The following is an 18,970-nucleotide window of genomic DNA, read 5'->3' as shown; positions in this document are numbered from 1 at the left end:
TCAGCGGTCGGGGGTCTGGTAGCTGTCGGGAACGCCGTCGCGGTCGAGGTCGGCTGTCTCGGACTCGTGGATGCGGCGGTAGACGCGGGCGCGCAGTCGCAGGATCACCGTGGCCACCAGGGCGGAGGCCAGGGAACCGACCAGGACGGCGACCTTGACGTGGGTGTCGAGGGCGCTGCCCGCCCCGAAGGCCAGCTCCCCGATCAGCAGCGAGACGGTGAACCCGATGCCGGCCAGGATCGCCAGCCCGACCATGTCGATCCAGGCGAGGCCCTCGTCCAGGTCGGCGCGGGTGAAGCGGGCCACCAGCCAGGTCGCGGCCAGGATGCCGATCGGCTTGCCCGCCAGCAGGCCGAACACGATGCCGACCGCGGCCGGGTCGGTCAGGGCCGTGGCCAGCCCGCCGAACCCGCCGAGGCCCACGCCCGCGGCGAAGAACGCGAAGACCGGGACGGCGACACCGGCGGACAGCGGCCGGAACCGGTGCTCGAAGTGCTCGGCCAGCCCGGGGCCCGCCTCGGGTCCGCCGGCCTGCTCGCTGCGCGGCACCGGCACGGTCAGGGCCAGTGCCACTCCCGCCACGGTGGCGTGCACGCCCGAGGCGTGCACCAGTGCCCAGGTCACGAACGCGAGCGGCAGCAGCAGCCACCACGAGCGCACGCGGCGCCGTACGAGTGCCGCGAAGACCACCAGCGGGACGAGGGCGCCGAGCAGCGGCAGCACCGACAGCTGGGCGGTGTAGAACACCGCGATGATCACGATGGCGATGAGGTCGTCCACCACGGCGAGCGTCAGCAGGAACGTCCGCAGCGCCGTGGGCAGGAACCTGCCGATCACGGCCAGCACCGCCAGGGCGAAGGCGATGTCGGTGGCGGTGGGGATCGCCCATCCGCTCGCCGCGCCGGAACCGCTCGCGATCGCGAGGTACAGCAGCGCGGGCACGACGACCCCGCCGAACGCGGCGGCGACCGGCACGGCCGCCTGCCGCACGTCGCGCAGGTCACCGGCGACGAACTCGCGCTTCAGCTCCAGCCCGGCGACGAAGAAGAAGATGGCCAGCAGGCCGTCGGCCGCCCACGTGGCCAGGTCGAGGTCGAGGTGCAGCGCCGCGGGCCCGATGCGGATCGCCCGCAGATCGAAGTAGAGCTGCGCCCACGGCGAGTTGGCCCACACCAGCGCCACGAGCGCGGCGGCCAGCAGCAACGCCCCGCCGATGGTCTCCTTGCGCAGGATGGCGGTGATCCGCCGGACTTCTGACCACGTACGGTTGGGGAGCAGGCGAGGACGGCGGTGAAACGTGACGCCGGGCATGAAACTCCGCTCTGTAGAGGGATCACATGCCGACCAGACTTCCCGGCTCACCTACCGACAAGGTATCAGCACTCACAAAAACGGCATAACACCCCAAACACGCGACGCCCACGTTCTGTCGGTGGCGGTCGGCAGTATGACCAGCATGACGATGCGACCCCCCGACGTCTCCTGGCTCCACGGCGAGTACGGCGAGGAGTGCTACTCCTTCATCTACATCCGCGCCACGCCCGAGCAGGTGGTCACTCGCCTCGGCGGTCGATGGGAAGACTTCACGCCGGGCCCCTTCCCCGACGACCCCGACGACTTCCCCCACCACGGTGAGCCTCTCGGCGTCGCCGCCCTCGGCGACTGGACGTTCGTCCTCGACCCCGACTGGCTCGGCACGTGCGAGAGCGTCATCACCGAGCTCTCCCGGGGCACCCGCCTGGTCTCCCAGGCCGCCCTCGCCATCAAGGGCCTCGACTACTTCTTCTGGTGCGAGAACGGCGAGATCCGGTATGGCTGGGGCTACGACGAAGAACATCCGACGGAAACCCCGGACGAACTCAGGGACGCGATGGCGGCCATCGACCGGCTCTACCCAACGTTCCCCGAGTTGTACACAGGGCCGGCCTTCCTGCTCGTCGAGCACCTGACCGGGATCATGCCGTCCGAGCAGTTACTGAAGGACGCCGCGTTCATGTGGGGCGTCGTCCCGCGACCGGCCACGGGCTGACGGCAGGCTCGGGCGGAAGGCGCGGCCGAGGCCGGTGATGTCGAGGATGCGGCCGACTCTGGCGCCCACGTGCACCAGGTCCATCGTGCCGCCGGCGTCGGTGAGGGTGCGGCGCGCCGTCAGCAGGGCGCGCAGCCCGGCGGAGTCGCAGAAGGCGAGGTCGGCGGCGTCGATGGTGAGGCTACGGTGGCCCCGGTCGACGACCGACTCGACCGCTGGTTGCAGGCGCGGGGCGGAGATGGCGTCCAGGTCGCCGCTCAGCAGGAGGTCACAGGAAGCGGGGTGGTGCACAAACCGAATGGCCAGGGCGGTCATGGGATGGTCCCATCCACGGTGCGAAAGAAGTCGCCATGGCACGCAGGCCGCATGTGGGCGAGTCACCGCTTACGGACCATCGTACGCGCGCCGTTCCTGGGGGTCCACGAGCGCATGCCTGGGGAGGAACCAGGTTCCGTACGTATACTGCTCGCATGTCCCAAGCCACCTCCGAGGCGATCGAGCTGTGCGAGGAGGACCGCCTGTCCCTGATCCGCGACGTCCTCGAACGGATCGGCGACAAGTGGTCGGTGGTCGTCATCTGCCAGCTCGACGACACCACCCGGCGCTTCAACGAGCTCAGCCGGATGAGCAAGCCCATCACCAAGCGCATGCTCAGCGCGACGCTGCAGGGGCTCGAACGCGACGGCCTCGTGACGCGCACCGTCCACGACGCCAAGCCCCCGCGCGTCGACTACGCCCTGACCCCGCGCGGGATGAGCCTGCTCAGCGTCGTACGCGCCCTGGCCGGGTGGGCGGAGAACAACGCCGCCGGCATCGTCGAGTCGAGGGCGGCGTACGACGCCCGTTGACCCTCAGGGGACGGCGGCGAGGAACAGGTAACTGGCGCACAGCGTGAGATGCACCCCCGCCTGGAGCAGCGTGGCCCGGCCGGGGATCACGGTGAGGGTCCCGACGATCGCGGTGAGGCAGAGCAACACCAGGTGCGTCGCACCGAGCCCCAGGTGGAGCGGGCTCTCCAGCCAGATCGACGCCACGGCGATGGTGGGGATGGTCAGGCCGATGCTGGCCATGGCCGACCCGAGCGCGAGGTTGAGACTGATCTGAGTGCGTTTGCGGTAGGCGTTTCGGGCCGCCGCCAGCGTCTCCGGCAGCAGCACCAGCAGGGCGATGACCACGCCCACCACCGCGTGCGGCAGCCCCGCCGCCTCGACGGCCGCCTCGATGGTCCGCGACTCCACCTTCGCCAGGCCGACGACCGAGACCAGCGCCGTGATCAGCAGCCCGAGACTGATCATGGTCGTGCCGAGCGGCGGGACGGCAGCGTGCACCTCGACGCCGGTCATCCGCGTCTCCCCCACCCGCGTGGCGGCGAGCGCGGCGCCGGAGCCGCGCGCGGAGTGGTGCTCGGTGACGGCCGCTCCAGTGCGGCGGGCCCGTACGGCCTGCTCGACGACGCTGCTGAGCGGACGCACGACGGGAGGCGAGGTGGGCACGAAGTAGTCGCGGTGGCGGATGTTCTGCACGAACAGGAACAGCAGGTAGAGCGCCAGCGAGGCGGCCGCCGCGAAGGCCAGCTGGGCGCCGGAGAACTCGGGCCCGGGGACGCTCGTGGTGAACGACGGCAGCACCAGGCTCAGCCCCGACAGCGTCAGCACGGTCGCCAGCGCGGCGGTGGTGCCCTTGGTGTTGAAGGACGCGGTGCCGTGCCGCAACGCGCTGATCAGCACCGACACCCCCACGATGCCGTTACAGGTGATCATCACGGCCGCGAAGACGGTGTCCCGCGCGAGCGTCGCCGCGCCGGGGCCGCCGGAGACCATGAGCGTGATGATGAGCCCGACCTCGATGACGGTCACGGCGACGGCGAGGATGAGCGAGCCGAACGGCTCGCCGACGCGGTGCGCGACGATCTCGGCGTGGTGCACCGCGGCCACCACGGTCACGGCGAGCAGTCCGACGACGACGATCTCGCCCAGGACGGGCAGGGTGCGCCCCCAGGCGCCGACGAAGGCCAGGAAGGCCGCGAGCGGCACGACCCTGGCGGCCAGTTCCACCAAGGAGTCGCTGGCCCGGGTACCCGGCGAGGCGTTCAACCGTGGCCCTCCCGTGATCTCGTCGGCGCGCATGACGTCAGGTCGCTCGGCGGCGGCCCCGATGAGCGCCGTCGTTCCGCGAGGTCCCGAGCCCTGGAGGCGCGTTCGGCCCGCCCCGGTGCGTCATGGGGCTTGGTGCCCATTTTCGGACGGGATGGAACCTTTGAAGCGGACAAAAGGGGGCGAAACCGGCTCCCCGCGGGGAGCCGGTCAGGTGGTCAGCGGTTGTAGGCGAGGCTGTGAATGGGGTGCTCGCCCTCGGTCTGCAGCCGGTACTCGCGGCCGGACTTCTCGCGGTTGTCGTCGATGACCCGCTCGGAGGGCGCCTTCTCACCGCCCATGATGGCTTCCTGCATCTTCTCGAACCGCTCGTGCGCCTCCTGCACGTAGCCGGTGCCCAGCGTCGTGTAGTCGATCTGGGTCGCGATCAGCTCGCGTACGTACGCCTTGTTCGGCTCGAACGTGACGGGGGCGGGCAGCTCAGGCGCGCACACCTGCTCGGGGTCGCGGCCGTCGTGCCGCTTGAACAGCTCGGCCGCCAGGCGCAGGTGCTCCAGCTCCATGTTGAGGTGCAGCTCCCAGATGCTCTTCACCTTGGGGTCGGGCTCGGTCTCCATGAACGAGTGGTACAGGTAGCACTCGTTGTACTCGTGGTTGAGCAGCATCTCCCACCAGCTCTCGCCGGGGTCGACGAGCGACTCGTAGTGGGTGACGTGCTCCTCCTCGATCAGTCCGATCTCCTGGTAGAGCTGGCGGGCGATGGGCTCCATGTACATGGGGCCGACGTTCATGTAGAAGTTCATCGTCTGCTGCTCGGCCGACATGATGGTCAGCGCGTGCAGCTTGCTGATGGGCGCGGTGCTGTTGCGGTCGTACGGTTCGCGCACGTTGTCGATCGGGTTGCGGTGGTGCAGGTACGTCGGCCGGCCGGGCATCACCTCGGTGAGCTGGTCGACGATCTTCTCCGCCTTGCGGTGCTCGATCATCTCGTACAGGTTGGCGTACCGGTAGAGGTGGTCGAAGTCCTCCAGCACACCGAACTGGTAGGCCTGGCACAGGTACGGGTCCGGCTCCATCCGCGCGACCCACGCGGTCAGGTCGACCGCGACCTGCTCGTAGGCGAGCGTCGTCTCCAGCACCGACGACAAACCGGGCAGCAGCCAGTTGACCGCCTTCTGCTGCTGCGCCTCGATGTAACGGACGCGGGCGAGCTGCTGCTTCAGCTCGATGTCGGGGCAGTGGCGGGCCATGTGGTGGCTGAAGAAGACGGCCTCGGTCTCGATGCCGTTCATCGTGATGATGCGGCAGCGGGTGTACGGGTCGCAATGGTCGGGGTCGATCGGCGTGACGTTCAGCTCGCGCCAGTTGCGCAGCTGCTTGTCCAGCGGGATGCCTCGTTCGCGTAGTGGATTGAAGGTCATGCGCTTCCGCTCCTTTGCGGTGGAATGTGCAGGTGTGCCCGACTAACCGAGACTTCCCGGCACAACCTCTGCTCGCCCCCGCCCACGCCTCCAGAGTCGGTAAGGATCCCGGCTGGTCTTCTCGTACCGGAGCGTGTCGCCCTTCCCCAGGGGTAGGCCCCGCCCCGTACCCGAAGGAGAGGGACCGCACATGACCGCTCAGAAGACGGCGCCCGAGACGATGGGCGAGACCGACGTCATCGACCTGCTCCAAGCCCAGCACGGCATGATCCGGGACATGTTCGACGAGGTCGAGCAGGCACCGAAGAAGCAGCGCGGCGAGGCGTTCACCCGCCTGGTACGCCTGCTCGCCGTCCACGAGACGGCCGAGGAGGAGATCGTCCACCCGTACGCCCGCGGCAAGATCGACGGTGGCGACGGCGTCGTCGACGACCGTCTCGCCGAGGAGAGGGAGGCCAAGGAGCTGCTCAGCCGGATGGACGAGGCCGGCGCGGACGCCCCCGACTTCCTGGAGAACCTCGCGACGCTGCGGGCCGCCGTGGAGGCGCACGCCCGCGCCGAGGAACGCTACGAGTTCATCCAGCTCCGCGGCCACACCACGAAGGCCGAGCGGCGCGCCATGGCCGTCGGCGTCAAGGCGGCCGAGGCGATGGCCCCCACCCACCCGCACCCCGGCACCGAGTCCGCCACCAAGAACATCCTCGTCGGCACGCCGGTCGCGATGATGGACCGCATCCGCGACGTCATCCGCCAGACGATGGGCAAGAAGACCTGACGGCGCGAGCCATGCCCGCTGTGGACGTCCGCCGCCGCATCCGGCTGCCCGGCGCGATCCTCGGCGTCGGGCTCGGCGGGTTCGTGGACGGCATCCTGCTGCATCAGATCCTGCAGTGGCACCACATGCTCAGCAGCACCGCCGCCTACCCGGACGACACCGTGCCGGGCCTGCGGATGAACACGTTGGGGGACGGACTGTTCCACACCGTCACCTGGCTGGCGGTGCTGATCGGGCTCGGCCTGCTCTACTCCCGGGTCCTGAGCTCCCGCGGGCGCGTGTGGCGCTCGCGGGCGCTGTGGGGCTGGGTGCTGATCGGATGGGGGCTGTTCAACCTGGTGGAGGGCGTGATCGACCACCACCTGCTGGGCATCCACCACGTCCGCACCGGCCCGCAGGAGCTGTGGTGGGACCTGGGCTTCCTGCTCCTCGGCGCGCTGCTCGTCCTCGCCGGATGGGCGCTGCAGCGCACCGGCCGGGCGCTCGACCTGTGCCACGACGGCGAGCAGGCGGCATGAGCATGAGCGGCCACCACGCGCACGCGGACCCGTACGCGCTCGTGGCCGTGCTGCTCGTGGGCGCCGCCTACCTGGTGCTCGCGGCGCGGGCGAAGCGGTGGAGCCGGTGGCGTGCGGCGGCGTTCACCGCAGGGATCGCGCTCCTGGCGGCCGCGCTGACAGGGCCGGTCGCGGAACCGGCCGCGACCGACTTCCGTGGCCACATGCTGCAGCACCTGCTCATCGGGATGCTCGCGCCGCTGTTCCTGGTGCTCGGCGCGCCGATGACCTTGCTGCTGCGCTCGCTGCCCGCGGCGGGCGCGCGCCGTCTCAGCGCGTTGCTGCGCTGCCGCGCCGCCCGCGTCCTCGCCCACCCGGTGACGGCGCTGGTGCTCAGCGTGGGCGGCATGGTGGTGCTGTACTGCACCCCGCTCTACCGGCTCACCCTGACGGACGGACGGCTGCACGCCGCCGTCCACGTGCACTTCCTGCTCTCCGGATACCTGTTCGCCTGGGTGATCGCCGGCCCCGACCCGGCGCCCCGCCGCCCTTCGGTGCCGGCGCGGCTGGTGACGCTGGGCGTGGCGATCGCCGTGCACAGCGTCCTGTCACAGCTCATGTACGCCGGGATCGGCGTGGACGTGCCGGCACCCGTCGCGCAGCTGCGCGGCGGGGCCGAGCTCATGTACTACGGCGGCGACGTCGCGGAGCTGCTGCTCGCCCTGGCGCTCGTGTCCGGTTGGCGGGGTGCGCGGGTCAGCGCAGCGGGTCGAGGTCGGCGAACGCCTCGGGCTGCTTACCCGTGGTGATCTGCTCGGCCAGCAGCCGTCCGGTGATCGGGCCCTGGGCGATGCCCCACATGCCGTGCCCGCCCGCCACGTAGACGTTGGGGGCCTTCGTCGCGCCGATGAGCGGCCGTCCGTCGGGGGTGACCGGGCGCGGCCCCACCCAGACGTCGGTGCGTTCCTCCCAGTGCACCCCGCGCAGCAGCGGACGGGCCGAGGCGATGATGGCCTCCACCCGGGCGGCCACCTGCGGCGCGTCCGGACCGCGGAACTCCATCGTGCCCGCCACCCGAAGCCCGCCACGGTACGGCGTGCACGCCACCCGCTCCCCCGGCAGGTAGATCGGTCCGGGGATCGGATGGTCGACCGGCACGGTGAAGGAGTAGCCGCGACCGGCCCGTACCGGGACGCGCACCCCGAACCGCCGGGCGAGGCGGGGCAGCCAGGCGCCGGTGGCCACCACGACCGCGTCGGCCGACAGGGTGGTGCCCTTCGACGAGCTGACGACCACCTTGTCGGCGTCGGCGCGGATGTCGTCCACCTCAAGGGCGGAAAGGCTCGCGCCGCGCTGCATGACGGCCTTGCCCAGGGCGTTCACGAACGCGCCAGGGTCGATGTACCGCTGGCCGTCGATCCGCACGCCCGCGGTCAGCGCCTGTCCGGCGAGCGGCACCTGCTCGGCCAGGGCGGCGGCGTCGAGCACGGCGTGCTCCACGTGCTGCCCGACCGCCTCCAGCCGGCGCAGCTCGTGCAGCAGGCTCTCGGCCTGACGCGGCGTGCGGAACGCCGCGGTGATCGGCGCCGGGATGACGGGCGCCGAGACGCCATTGGCGGCGAGCACGTCGTACGCCTCGATGCTCTCGTCGTTGAGCGGCACGCCGGCGCGCGCAGCGCGGGTCCACGACCGCCAGCTGCTGTTGGCGGCGAAGCGCGTCAGGAACGACCACAATCCCGGGTCGAGGGTCGCGGGCACGTGCAGCGGAGCCGCCGGGTTGACCAGCGAGCGCAGGCCGTACCGCACGACGGAGGGCTCGTTGAGCGGGATGGCCAGGCCGGGTGCGACCCAGCCGGCGTTGCCCCACGACGCGCCGGCGGCGACGCCGCCGCGGTCGACCACTTCCACCTGGACGCCGCGTTCCTGCAGGAACCACGCGGTCGACAGGCCGACGACGCCCGCGCCCACCACGATCACCGACCGCGGCCAGTTGCCACCCATTCCACCCCTCCAACACGTACGGACGCCTCAGCATGACCTGGGCGGCGGTCCACGCCGTTGTGAGCGGACGACAATCACAAAGCCGTCATTGTGGATTCAGCACAACGGCGTCACGCGAGGTCCTCCAGCGCGGCGAGCACGATGGTCATGGCCAGGCGGCGGCGCGGGTCGAACAGGTCGAGCGGCACGAGCTCGCCCATCTTGCGCAGGCGGTTGCGCACGGTGTTGGGGTGCACCTCGAGCCGCTCGGCGGCCACGGTGAGGTCGCCCTGGCTCTCCAGCCAGGCCCGCAACGTGACGACGAAGCTGGTGCCGTGCCGCTGGTCGTGCCGCAGCAGCGTGCCGACCGGGCCGCGGGCCGGGGTGCGCCCGCTGCGCGCGGCGGTGCGCAGCCGCCGCAGCAGGATGTCGTCCCATGACTCGTCGTAGGCGGGCGGGACGGCGCCGGGTTCGGCGCTCTCGTGCAGCGCGAGGCACTCGTCGGCCTCCTGGCGGGCGGCGGGCAGGTCGGCGGCCTCGGCGGGCGCGCTGACCCCAGCCGTGACCCGCACCCTGGCGGGCAGCTCGGTACGCAGGGCCGCGATCCACTGCCTGGCCGTCTCGGCCCCCTCGGCCGGCAGGACGGTGTAGAGGGTGTCGCCGAGCAGCGCGCTGCGCCCGGGGCGCGACCAGCCGAAACCGGACGTGGCCTGCTCGAAGGCCAGCAGCAGCGCGGCGTGGCTGTCGTCGGGAGTGTGCGCGCGGACCGCGATCACCCGGGTCTCGCGTGGGCCGAGGCCCAGCCGGCTGAGCACCGTCTCGGCGTCGGCGTCACCCTCCAGCAGCCGGGTGACCAGGTCGGACTCGACCTGCCGCTCGAAGTCGGCACTGGCTCGGGAGCGCAGCAGGTGCAGCGCGACGGTACGCGCGCCGTCGGCCAGGGCGGAACGGTGGACGCCGGTCAGCGGGCTGTCGCAGCTGACCCACACCGTGCCGAGCAGCTCGCGGCCGGCCCGTACCGCGACCGCCATCCGCCCGGTCAGGCCGTGGTCGGCGTCGGCGGGGACGAACAGCGGCTCGTCGGTCGCCGCCAGGCGGGCGAACACGCCCTGCCGCTGGAACAGCTCGCGCACCCGTTCGGGCACCCGCCGTCCGAGGATCGTCTCCAAGCGGGCCGGGTCTCCGGCCTGCTGGGAGCGGGAGTAGGCGAGCACCTGCGAGTGGCGGTCCTCGATGGTGACCGCGCCGCCGATGGTGTCGGCCAGGTTGTCGGCCAGGGAGAACAGGTCGGTGGGGCCGCGTCCTGAGGCGGTCTCGCGGCTCTCCAGGACCAGCCCGTACACCACACCGGCCAGTTGGCTCCAGGACACGACCGGGTCGGCCAGCAGCACGGCCACCCCTGACCGGTCGGCGATCGCGGCGGCCTCCCTCTCGACGTCGGCGCCGACCCTGGTCGGGCGGACGAGGACCGCCGTTGCCCGCGCGGCGGCCGCCCACCGTACCGCCTCGTCGATCGAGCAGGTGCCGACGGCGAGGAGCACGTCGCCCGCGACGTGGTGGTCGCTGGCGTCGGGCATCGCCACGCTGCGCAGGCGCGCCGAGCGCGCCTCGGGACGGCCGCACAGCCGCACGCCGTACCCGCCGAGGACGTTCAGCAGGCGGTCCAAAGTGATCATTTCATCTCCAGGTGCGAAAGGGGGCGGAGCGATCCGCCCCCTTTCGTTAGTGTCAGGCGGCTTCCTTCCGCCGCTGACACTGGATGCACGTATGGGCCAGCGGCCGGACCTTCAGCCGCTCGAACGGGATGGGCGACTGGCAGTGGGAGCAGCGGCCGTACGTGCCGTCCGCCAGCCTGTCGATGGCCTGGGACAGCTCGGCCACGGCGCGTTCCGCCGTGGTGATCGAGACGACCAGCTCCTGCCAGGTGCCGTCGCCGCCGTTGCTGTCCTGCTCCTGCTCGCGCAGCCCGTGCAGGTGCCGGCGGTGCTGCTCCAGCTGCGTCTCCAGGTCCTGCCGGAGCGACTGGAGCTGCACGCTGCTGAGATGCGATGCCATGATCAGGTGGGTCCTTTCTGTGATGGGTCAGGAAGTCTGTGAGGGCGAGGCGCGCGTCAGCGGGCCGACGCGGCGAGCCCGGCCGCCAGGGCCGGCTGCAGGCACAGCCGCATCAGCCCGCGCACGGTGGCGTGCTGCGGCTGCGGCGCCGCGCCGACCGGCAGCCGCAGCACGGCCCGCAGCCGCCGCAGCAGCACCTCCTGCTGCGCGCCGCCGCCGGTGACCACCAGGCCTCGGGCGCGCGCGGCCGGGCGCTCGGCTGCGGGCACCCGGCGCAGCAGCCCCGCCGTCATCTCGACGACGTTCTCCAGCGCGTACGCGGCCAGCCCCGCGCTGGTGGTGGTGCTGAGCTGGAGGGCGACCGCGTCGGAGACGGCCCCCTCCTTGATCGCCACGGCCTCCGCGATGCCGGCCCCGACGTCCAGCAGCAGGCACGGACGGGGGTCGACGACGTCGAGGCCGACGCCGACGGCGGCGGCCAGCGGCTCCTCCACCAGCCGCACCTCGCACCCGGCGATCTCGGAGACCGCGACCCGGACGGCCCGGCGGTCACTGGGCGAGGCCGCCACCGGCACCCCGGCCAGCACCCGCTCCAGCGGACGCGGGTCGTAGTGGCAGGTGTTCTGCACCGCCATGCGCACCAGCCGCAGGCAGGCGCCCGGGTCGGCCACCATGCCGTGCCGCAGGGGCCGCACCACGTCTCTCCCCGGGTTCCCGTGGTCTCTCCCGGGGTCTCTCCCGTGGTCGCTCCCGTGGGAGCCGGGCGGCGACGACCGCCGTACGACGGCCGAGGGCCGGTCGGCGATCGCGTGCCCGCCCACCGACAGCGACCGCGTACGGGCGGTGCCCAGGTCGAGCGCCAGCAGGCGCCGCTCCTGCCTCATTTCGGCCTCCGTCCCGCCGCGCGAGGTCGCGCGACAGCAGCGGCGGACCGGCGGACGGCGGGCTGACCCGGCAGCCCGTGAACCCAAGCGACTACGGCCATGACGATGTTCGGCTCCTAGCTGACGCCAACGAGATGGCGGCACGACGAAAGCGGCCCGGACGTCGGGCGGCTTCCCTGAGGGATGTTCCTGAGGGGATGGGTCGTGAGACGTCTTCGTGGCGCGCCGGAACGCCCGCACCGGCGCCGGGCTCAAGCCCGCACGCGGAACGGTTGAGAGGGTGCGCCATCGGGCTCCGCGGCGTACGTGGTCGCGGAGCCTGGACGAAGAACGTCGGCTAAGCCTGCGGGGGGCTGCGGGAACCGGCGGTGCGGTGCGTCAGCTGCTGCGGCTCACGCAGCATGCCCGGGTCGGAGCCCAGCGCAGGAAGCAGCGCCAGATGCGCGAGCTCGCTGTGGCGTTCGCCGCGCAGCGGCGGCCACAGCGACAGCACGTGGTGCTCGCGGGCGTTGCTCGCCTGGGGCGGCAGGCCGGTGAGATCGGCGCCCGATCCGCTCAGCTGCCACACGGGGCCGGAGGCCGAGCCCTGCGCGACCGCGGGGCCGGAACTCGTGCGCCCTGACGCGCCGGCCAGCACCAGAGACAGCAGGACCAGGCCCATCGCGATGGTGAACGCGATGGACCCACGTGGAGTTCTCCACGGTCCCGTCATACGGCCGACCATAGCTCAGACCTCTGACAAAAGACATGTCCTGCCGTCCACGTGCGGTGCAGGGTCCCCGGCGCACGGGTCAGCCCGACGTGATCACGCCGCAGGCGATGCGTCCTCCTGAGTCGCCCGCTTTCAGGGTCTCGGCGTCGGGGCCCGCCGCGCCGGCCGCGGTGCGGTACCGGTCCGGGATGTTCGCGTGGTTGTCGGCCGCGGAGTGGACCATGATGGCGCTGCCGTCCCCGTCCAGCAGCTGCGCCACGGTGAAGCGGTCGGTCGTCATGGTCGCGGTGCCTGAGCCGTCCTTGCCGACCAGCAGGTTGGGCAGGTCTCCCGTGTGGTCGTCGTGGGAGTGCGAGTCGAGGTCCCAGTGTCCGCCGGCGCTGAAGAACGGGCTGCCGGTGGCGGGGTCCTTCGACTGCGCCTCACAGACGCCCTTGGTGTGGACGTGGAAGCCGTGGAAGCCGGCCGGCAGGTTCGACACGCCGACGGTGAGCCTGGTCATCCCGCCCCCGGCGTCCTCCACCTTGAGCGAGCCGACCGTCTGACCGGCCGCGTCCTTGATCACGGCGCCGGCGGGCGCGCCGTCGCGGGCCGGCAGCATGTCACCGAGGGCGGAGGCGCCCAGCGCGACGACCCCCACGCCCAGCACGGCAACCGGAACCAGTCGAACCATCCTCATCAGTGGTCTCCCCTGCTGTGTTCACGAGTCAGCGGACGGGCCTTTCAGACAGAACGTCACAAAGCCCCTCGCTGCGGGAGATCCCCCACCTTCGCCCCACTCCCCCCATACCGGGAGCAAAGCTTCCCCGTCCCCGGCGTGTCGTCAGGTGTGGCGTACGGCCCACACGGCCAGTTGGGCGCGGTCGCGCAGGTCGAGTTTGCGGAGGCAGCTGGAGATGTGGTTCTTGGCCGTGCCGGTGGTGATGTGCAGCGTGCGGGCGATCTCGCGGGTGGAGGCGCCCGCTCCGACCAGCCGTGCGACCTCGTACTCGCGCTCCGACAGAACGGGCGGCTCCTCCGGTGCGGGCATGTCGCCGCGCAGGGCGGCCACCAGGCGCTCGGCCGCCGGGCCGCCCAGCACCGTCTCCCCCCGCGCGGCCCTTTCGATGGCGTCCACCAGCTCTTCCGGCGCGATGTCCTTCAGCAGGTAGCCCTGGGCGCCGGCGCGCAACCCGCCGAAGACGAAGTCGTCGTCGTCGAACGTGGTCAGCATCAGCGGGGCGATGTCCGGATGCTGCGCCCGCAGACGGGTGACGAGTTCCACGCCGTTCATCCGCGGCATCTGGACGTCCACCAGCGCCACGTGCGGACGATCTCCAGGGGCCAGCCGGGCGAGCAGGTCGAGCGCGTCCACGCCGTCCTTCGCCGACCCGCACACCTCGATGCCGGGCTCGATCTGCAGCAGTTTGCGGAGCCCTTCCCGCATCAGCAGCTGATCGTCGACCAGCAGGACGCGGATCACGGCCGGCCTGCCGGCACCGTCACGCGCAACGTGAACCCCTCGCCGGGGCGGGTGTGCGTCTCGATGGTCCCGTTCACCGCTTCCGCTCGCTCCCGCAGGCCGCGCAGGCCCGCACCGTCGGTCCACGCATCGCCGTCGCCGCCCCGTCCGTCGTCGCTGATCGTGATGGTCACCGCCGCCTCCGTGCAGTCCAGCGCGACCCTGGCGTCGCCCGCCTTGGCATGCCGCAGCACGTTGGTCAGCCCCTCCTGTACGGCGCGGAAGCACAGCAGCTCGCGGTCGCCGTCCAGGTCGGGCCACCGGCCACGCGGGGTGAAGGTGATCGCGGTGTCGGCGCCGCCGAACGACTCCACCAGTGCGGCCAGCGCCTCGATCCCCCTCTTGCCGTCCATCCGCAGGGGACGTAACGCTCGCACCCAACGCCGCGTGTCGGCGAGGGCCTCGCGGGTGAGTCGCTGGGCCTGGCGCACCTCGTCCCAGGCCTGGTCAGGGTCGCGCTCGCGGTAGCGCTGCGCGTTGCTGAGCCCCAGGTTGATGACGGTCAGGTAGTGCCCCACCGAGTCGTGCATGTCGCGCGCGATGCGGGCCCGCTCCTCGCCGACGGCCAGCTCGCGCGTACGTTCGGCGAAACCGCGCAGCTCGGCGTGGGCCTTCTCCAACTTCGCCAGCAGTACGGCGGTCTCCTCCGCGCGGCGGTCGGCCTCGATCATCGCCACCACGACCACGAGGATCACCAGGCACAGCAGCAGCACCACCACGCCGGACACGATCGAGGCGACGACCCCCTGGCTGGGGTTGAGCAGGCCCAGCGCGAAGGAGAACAGCCCGGTGACGCAGGCGTAGGCGATGCCGCCGCGCAGCCCGTACACCACCAGCGCGTTGCCGACCGCCACGCCCACCACCAGCAGCGCGGCCACGCCACCGCCCGCGACAAGGAGCAGCGTGGATGCCAGGAACGCGACCGTGACCGCCTTGCGCCGCGCCGGCGCCGTGGCCTGCCACGGCAGCAGCGGCCACAGCAGGCAGACCAGGGGCAACGCGACGGCGCTCATGACGTAGAACGCCAGCATCAGCCCGTCGCTCGTGATGCGGTCGGTCGCCTGGAAGCCCGCGGCGACCACCACGAGCGCGCTGACCAGCACCGAACCCCAGAAACAGATCTGGAAGACGGTCGGGGGGCGGCCATCCGAGAAGCCGGCCCATGTCCCCGTCCGCGCCAACGGCCCGACATCCGGCATAGCCGGAGCATAACGGCGCCGACCGAGCCCGCCCAGCATGCCGATGAGCACGTACGCACCATGACGATCGGCATGTCGTGCCTGCCGTCAGGACATGACCCGTGCCCGATGCGCGCGACCGCACCGCCTGCCTACAGTCGAGGCGCGTCATTACGACGAAGGAGGCGGCGTGACCCAGCTGCGAACCCCGCCCACCGTGGACGCGGAAGGAGGCGGTGTGAACCGGACGGATCGTAGGCCCCGTCCGCCGTGGGCGGGAATCGTGGTGTCTGCCGCGAGCCTGATCGTCATGGCCGGCGTCGCCTGGGCGCTGTGGGACTCGCTGCCCACGGTCGTCGTGACGCGAGAGAGCAGCGGGCAGCGGGCAGGCGTCTCCGTCCCTCGGGCGGCGGCGGTGGCGGCGCTCCCTGCGACGTTGCTGCTCATCGCCGCGATCATGGTGCTGGCGACCGAACTCGGCGACCGCCTCCGGCCGTACGTGGATCCACGGCTGGTGGCCGGCCCCGACGCCCAGACCCGCTCGATGAACGCGCTCTTCACCCTGCTGCCGCTGTTCCTGCTCGTGCTGCACACGGGTTTCCTGCTCACCGTGTCCGGACGGGAGTTCCCCATGGATCGGGTCATGGGGGCGGCGTTCGGGGTCCTGCTCATGGGGTTCGGCGCCCTGCTCCAGAAGCTCTCTCCAGCCGGTGTCGCGGGGGCTGACACCCTGGGCCGCTGGACATCGGCCTGGCAGCGCTCTCAGCGGTGGGCGGGGACCGCCATGGTGGCGCTCGGCGCGGCCTGCGCCGTGGCCACGTTCCTGCTGCCACCCGTACTGGCGGCGGTGGGGTCAGCGGCACTCCTCGCAGTGATCTTCGCCGCGACCTTGGTACGCGCCTCACGCAAAACCCTGGACGACCAAGAAACCTGACCGCCACCTCACCCGCCTCGCCGTAGCCCCGATCACCTTCGGCGCCTACGACGTTCTGCCATGAGCCAGGTCGGGCTCCGGTATCAATCGTCTTCCCTGCCCCCGGCCACCGTACGGTCGGCACGTTCTTCGGGGCGGCGCAGCATCTTCACGACGACCCAGACGACCCAGATCATGGTCGGCAGAAGCAAGAGGCCCCACCCAAGGATTGGTGAGAGCACCAGCACGGTGTCGGGCACGTCGAAGAGAACCCTGTCGTCCACGACGGCGACCCTAGTGACAGAAGGCCGCGCCCACACCCCTTCCGCGGAAGAGCGACCCGCCGCCTTGACGAGCATGCGGTGCAGGACCACGCCGGGGCGAGCAGGTTCGGCGGGATCTCAGCCGGCTCGCAGGGCGGCGACCGCTTCGACGAGGCCTGCCGCCTCCAAAGCGTCGAGCACGTCATCGACGGTTTCCGGCGGGCGGCTGCGTGAGTCCGCGATCTGCTGCACACAAGCCCAGACGACCCTTCCGTCCACGTCGATCTGGTCCAGTACGAAGTCGTCCGGCGACTGCAGGTCGATACACCACGGAGCCATGTACTCGGCGGGAAAATCCTTGAGATTCGACGTGACGATCACCTCCGCACCCGCCTTGATCGCCGCGGCCGGCACATGCCGGTCATCCGGGTCCGGCAGCTTCAGCCCTTCGATCAGCGGCTCGTACCCCTCGACGAGGCAGTCCCGGACAGCGGAGTTCATCAGGCAGCGGAGCTTGGCGAGCTTCTCCGCAGGTATGTCGGGCCGGTTGGCAGCAAGATTGCGCTGCATCTCATCGAGGATCCGGTTGGTCCATTTGGCCTGCACCCGCCCCGTCATGGCAAGGCGGATGAGCAGGTCACGCAGGGCGTTGCCGTACAGCACGTTCGCGTCGTAGACCACTACGGGTGTCATCGCTCAGATGCCCAGCTCTTGCCCCAGCTCAGCGAGCTGATCGGCCGCAGTGCGGCGCTTGGCGTCGTCGCGGCGCCTGTACTCCTGGAGGTCTTCGTACTTGATCCGCCGGTGCTTGCCGATCAACCGGAAGGGGATCTCCCCCGTTTCCAGGAGCTTGATCACGTAAGGGCGCGAGACGTTCAGCATGTCCGCCGCTTGTTGTGTCGTCAGCTCGGCGTGCGACGGAATCACCGTGACTCCGCGCCCTTCGGCTGCTTGGGCGAGGATGAAGGCGAGCAGACTCACGGCCTCGCGAGGCAGGATCAGGGGATCCTCCCCCCCGTGCTCTCCGGAGACTCGGACGGTCGACTGCTCCGGATACCGCATGAGATAGTCCTTGATCCGTCGCACCGCACGACCGGCGACCTCGGCATCGATGCTTCCCGGCTGAACCCGTTTGGCCCGTACGTCCGTCATGACATCACCTCCTCTTCGCAGTATCCGAAGCAAACGAAATAAACGCAAGCACCGCATCGATACCGTCGTCCAGGGCCGGTCGTGGTAGCCGACACGGTGGAGGGGTGGCAGTGGGGAAGGGTGCGTAGGATCTCGGGCATGAGCAGCCCCATGCGTGAGCGCATCCTCGCCGCCGCGGCCGAGCTGTTCTACGCGTACGGGCTCCGCGCGGTGAGCGTCGACAAGGTCATCGATGCCGCCCGTACGACGAAGGTGACGTTCTACCGGCACTTCAGGAGCAAGGACGAGCTCGTCGTCGCCTACCTCGAACACCGCGCCGCGCTCGAACGCGACGGCATCGGTGCGGCGATCGAGCACGGCGACGGCGACGTCGACGCCACCCTGCGGGTGATCTCCGAGGCGGTCGGGGCGCTCGCCTGCGCGCCCGGCTTCCGCGGCTGTCCCTTCATCAACGCCGCCGCCGAGTACTCCGACCCCGACAGCCCGATCCGCAAGGCCGTCGACGCGCATCGCCGCTGGAACAGGGCGACGTTCGAACAGCTCGTCGCCCCGCTCGGCATCCCGAACCCCGGGGAGGTCGCCGACGACCTGATGCTGATCCGCGACGGCGCCATGGTCGCCGGCTACCTCGGCCGTCCGGAGACCGTCGCCGCCTCGTTCCTCCGCAGCAGCCAGGCCGTCATCGGCACCGGCGACTCACCCCAGGCCGTCTAGCTGCGGATCATCGACATCAGCAGCCCGTGGGTCTCGGTGTCGGCGGCGGCCACCAGCCCACGGCCCGCCTCGGCGGGGCCGCCGTCGATCCCGGTGACCACGCACCCGGCGGCCCGGCACAAGGCGATGCCGGCCGCGAAGTGCACGCTGCCCGAAAGGTCGCCGCCGTCGGTGACGTACGCGGCGCGCCTGCCGGCCGCGACCCAGGCCAGCGCCAGGGTCGTGGACACGACCCGAGGACGGAAACGTCCGGCGAACTCAGGATGGGCGAGCAGATCGACGGCCCGGAACCCCGGCGCACTCGGGAACGGCGGATCCAGGTTGACGTCCACCAGCCGGGTGGCGGGCGAGGGCACCAGCGGTGCGTCGTCGGCCCCGTCACGCCGCACCCAGGCGGTCTCCCCGTCGGTGAAGAACACCTCGCCGCCGAACGGGTCGGCCACCGCCGCCGCCCCGTCACGCAGCGCCACGTTGACGGCCACCAGCATGTTGCCGGCGGCGTAGTTCAGCGTGCCGCACAGGGGATCCACCAGCCACTGACGCACACCCCCGGCGGCGCCCTGCTGCCCGCCCTCCTCGCCGAGCACCGCGTCATCGGGCCGGGCGGCGCGAATGACGCCGAGGATCGTCTTCTCCGCCTCGACATCGGCGGCGGTGGCGAAGTCCCCGTCGCCCTTGTCGATGCGGTGGAGCCGCCGGCCGTACAGGGTGCGGACCACGTCGGCTGCGGCCCGTGCCCCGGCTACCGCGACTGCGGCGTCGTCGTCACTCGAGTGGATCACGCCGTGCAGAGTATCGAGCCC

At 71.3% G+C, this 18,970-nt stretch carries 23 protein-coding genes; 7 read left to right on the top strand and 16 right to left on the bottom strand.

Annotated elements, in window-relative coordinates; genetic code table 11:
- Complete coding sequence (nhaA, locus tag BLR04_RS33785) at nt 1-1,311, bottom strand: Na+/H+ antiporter NhaA (RefSeq protein ID WP_090773015.1); 1,311 nt, start codon at nt 1,309-1,311, stop codon at nt 1-3.
- A 145-nt stretch (nt 1,312-1,456) separates the two neighbouring features.
- Between nhaA and BLR04_RS33780 the strand changes: the two genes are divergently transcribed.
- Nucleotides 1,457-2,029, top strand: a complete 573-nt coding sequence (locus tag BLR04_RS33780; protein WP_090773013.1) for a DUF6461 domain-containing protein — start codon at nt 1,457-1,459, stop codon at nt 2,027-2,029.
- On the opposite strand, the gene BLR04_RS33775 is transcribed toward BLR04_RS33780, so the two are convergent.
- Complete coding sequence (locus BLR04_RS33775) at nt 1,973-2,344, bottom strand: STAS domain-containing protein (RefSeq protein WP_090773011.1); 372 nt, start codon at nt 2,342-2,344, stop codon at nt 1,973-1,975. The two genes, BLR04_RS33780 and BLR04_RS33775, sit on opposite strands and share 57 nt — an antisense overlap.
- A gap of 155 nt (nt 2,345-2,499) precedes the next feature.
- Here BLR04_RS33775 and BLR04_RS33770 point away from each other — a divergent pair, with 155 nt between their 5' ends.
- Nucleotides 2,500-2,877, top strand: a complete 378-nt coding sequence (locus BLR04_RS33770) for a winged helix-turn-helix transcriptional regulator (protein WP_090773009.1) — start codon at nt 2,500-2,502, stop codon at nt 2,875-2,877.
- 3 nt (nt 2,878-2,880) lie between these two features.
- On the opposite strand, the gene BLR04_RS33765 is transcribed toward BLR04_RS33770, so the two are convergent.
- Together BLR04_RS33765 and BLR04_RS33760 are read right to left on the bottom strand one after the other, a co-directional pair.
- Nucleotides 2,881-4,155: a calcium:cation antiporter gene (locus BLR04_RS33765; protein WP_090773006.1), complete on the bottom strand. Its 1,275-nt coding sequence runs from the start codon at nt 4,153-4,155 to the stop codon at nt 2,881-2,883.
- A 185-nt stretch (nt 4,156-4,340) separates the two neighbouring features.
- Nucleotides 4,341-5,543, bottom strand: a complete 1,203-nt coding sequence (locus BLR04_RS33760; RefSeq protein ID WP_090773004.1) for a hypothetical protein — start codon at nt 5,541-5,543, stop codon at nt 4,341-4,343.
- Between the two features lie 190 nt (nt 5,544-5,733).
- Between BLR04_RS33760 and BLR04_RS33755 the strand changes: the two genes are divergently transcribed.
- From BLR04_RS33755 to BLR04_RS33745, 3 genes are read left to right on the top strand one after another with little or no spacing between them, the layout of a single operon-like run.
- Nucleotides 5,734-6,318 (top strand): hemerythrin domain-containing protein, encoded by a 585-nt coding sequence (locus tag BLR04_RS33755; protein ID WP_245740829.1) that lies wholly within the window; start codon nt 5,734-5,736, stop codon nt 6,316-6,318.
- Between the two features lie 11 nt (nt 6,319-6,329).
- Entirely contained in the window at nt 6,330-6,836 is a 507-nt protein-coding gene (locus BLR04_RS33750) for a DUF2243 domain-containing protein (protein ID WP_090773002.1), read from the top strand.
- On the top strand, nt 6,833-7,624 hold the full coding sequence (locus tag BLR04_RS33745; protein ID WP_090773000.1) for a cytochrome c oxidase assembly protein: 792 nt from the start codon (nt 6,833-6,835) through the stop codon (nt 7,622-7,624). The genes BLR04_RS33750 and BLR04_RS33745 overlap by 4 nt, the downstream gene beginning before the upstream one ends.
- Here the strand turns inward: BLR04_RS33745 and BLR04_RS33740 are convergent.
- The 8 genes from BLR04_RS33740 to BLR04_RS33705 form a co-directional block, all read right to left on the bottom strand.
- A complete protein-coding gene (locus BLR04_RS33740) occupies nt 7,572-8,816 on the bottom strand; it encodes an NAD(P)/FAD-dependent oxidoreductase (protein WP_090772998.1) in 1,245 nt (414 codons plus the stop codon). The two genes, BLR04_RS33745 and BLR04_RS33740, sit on opposite strands and share 53 nt — an antisense overlap.
- 110 nt (nt 8,817-8,926) lie before the next feature.
- Nucleotides 8,927-10,471, bottom strand: coding sequence for a PucR family transcriptional regulator (locus BLR04_RS33735; RefSeq protein WP_090772996.1), 1,545 nt, complete (start codon nt 10,469-10,471; stop codon nt 8,927-8,929).
- Nucleotides 10,472-10,523: 52 nt separating this feature from the next.
- Nucleotides 10,524-10,850, bottom strand: coding sequence for a TraR/DksA family transcriptional regulator (locus tag BLR04_RS33730; protein ID WP_090772994.1), 327 nt, complete (start codon nt 10,848-10,850; stop codon nt 10,524-10,526).
- Between the two features lie 56 nt (nt 10,851-10,906).
- Nucleotides 10,907-11,734 carry a rod shape-determining protein gene (locus tag BLR04_RS33725; RefSeq protein WP_090772992.1) on the bottom strand — a complete coding sequence of 276 codons (828 nt, stop codon included), beginning with the start codon at nt 11,732-11,734 and terminating at the stop codon, nt 10,907-10,909.
- 337 nt (nt 11,735-12,071) lie between these two features.
- Nucleotides 12,072-12,446 (bottom strand): hypothetical protein, encoded by a 375-nt coding sequence (locus BLR04_RS33720; protein WP_143022336.1) that lies wholly within the window; start codon nt 12,444-12,446, stop codon nt 12,072-12,074.
- 79 nt (nt 12,447-12,525) lie between these two features.
- Nucleotides 12,526-13,125, bottom strand: a complete 600-nt coding sequence (locus BLR04_RS33715) for a superoxide dismutase family protein (protein WP_090772988.1) — start codon at nt 13,123-13,125, stop codon at nt 12,526-12,528.
- A gap of 144 nt (nt 13,126-13,269) precedes the next feature.
- Nucleotides 13,270-13,908 carry a response regulator gene (locus tag BLR04_RS33710; RefSeq protein ID WP_281191778.1) on the bottom strand — a complete coding sequence of 213 codons (639 nt, stop codon included), beginning with the start codon at nt 13,906-13,908 and terminating at the stop codon, nt 13,270-13,272.
- Nucleotides 13,905-15,146: a sensor histidine kinase gene (locus BLR04_RS33705; RefSeq protein ID WP_176903411.1), complete on the bottom strand. Its 1,242-nt coding sequence runs from the start codon at nt 15,144-15,146 to the stop codon at nt 13,905-13,907. The genes BLR04_RS33710 and BLR04_RS33705 overlap by 4 nt, the downstream gene beginning before the upstream one ends.
- Nucleotides 15,147-15,315: 169 nt before the next feature.
- Here BLR04_RS33705 and BLR04_RS33700 point away from each other — a divergent pair, with 169 nt between their 5' ends.
- Nucleotides 15,316-16,059: an SdpI family protein gene (locus tag BLR04_RS33700; RefSeq protein ID WP_143022335.1), complete on the top strand. Its 744-nt coding sequence runs from the start codon at nt 15,316-15,318 to the stop codon at nt 16,057-16,059.
- Nucleotides 16,060-16,142: 83 nt separating this feature from the next.
- Here BLR04_RS33700 and BLR04_RS33695 read toward each other — a convergent pair whose 3' ends face one another.
- The 3 genes from BLR04_RS33695 to BLR04_RS33685 form a co-directional block, all read right to left on the bottom strand.
- Nucleotides 16,143-16,322, bottom strand: a complete 180-nt coding sequence (locus BLR04_RS33695; protein ID WP_143022334.1) for a hypothetical protein — start codon at nt 16,320-16,322, stop codon at nt 16,143-16,145.
- 117 nt (nt 16,323-16,439) lie between these two features.
- Nucleotides 16,440-16,994 carry a PIN domain-containing protein gene (locus BLR04_RS33690; protein WP_090772980.1) on the bottom strand — a complete coding sequence of 185 codons (555 nt, stop codon included), beginning with the start codon at nt 16,992-16,994 and terminating at the stop codon, nt 16,440-16,442.
- Between the two features lie 3 nt (nt 16,995-16,997).
- Entirely contained in the window at nt 16,998-17,453 is a 456-nt protein-coding gene (locus BLR04_RS33685; protein WP_090772978.1) for a helix-turn-helix domain-containing protein, read from the bottom strand.
- A 138-nt stretch (nt 17,454-17,591) separates the two neighbouring features.
- Here BLR04_RS33685 and BLR04_RS33680 point away from each other — a divergent pair, with 138 nt between their 5' ends.
- Nucleotides 17,592-18,167, top strand: a complete 576-nt coding sequence (locus BLR04_RS33680) for a TetR/AcrR family transcriptional regulator (RefSeq protein WP_090772976.1) — start codon at nt 17,592-17,594, stop codon at nt 18,165-18,167.
- Here the strand turns inward: BLR04_RS33680 and BLR04_RS33675 are convergent.
- Nucleotides 18,164-18,949, bottom strand: coding sequence for an inositol monophosphatase family protein (locus BLR04_RS33675; protein ID WP_090772975.1), 786 nt, complete (start codon nt 18,947-18,949; stop codon nt 18,164-18,166). The two genes, BLR04_RS33680 and BLR04_RS33675, sit on opposite strands and share 4 nt — an antisense overlap.
- Nucleotides 18,950-18,970 lie beyond the last annotated feature (21 nt).

This window comes from Nonomuraea maritima, from assembly GCF_900100395.1.
GTDB lineage: Bacteria > Actinomycetota > Actinomycetes > Streptosporangiales > Streptosporangiaceae > Nonomuraea > Nonomuraea maritima.
Note: the sequence above shows the minus strand (reverse complement) of the source record. Positions and strands in the feature narration are given on the sequence as shown.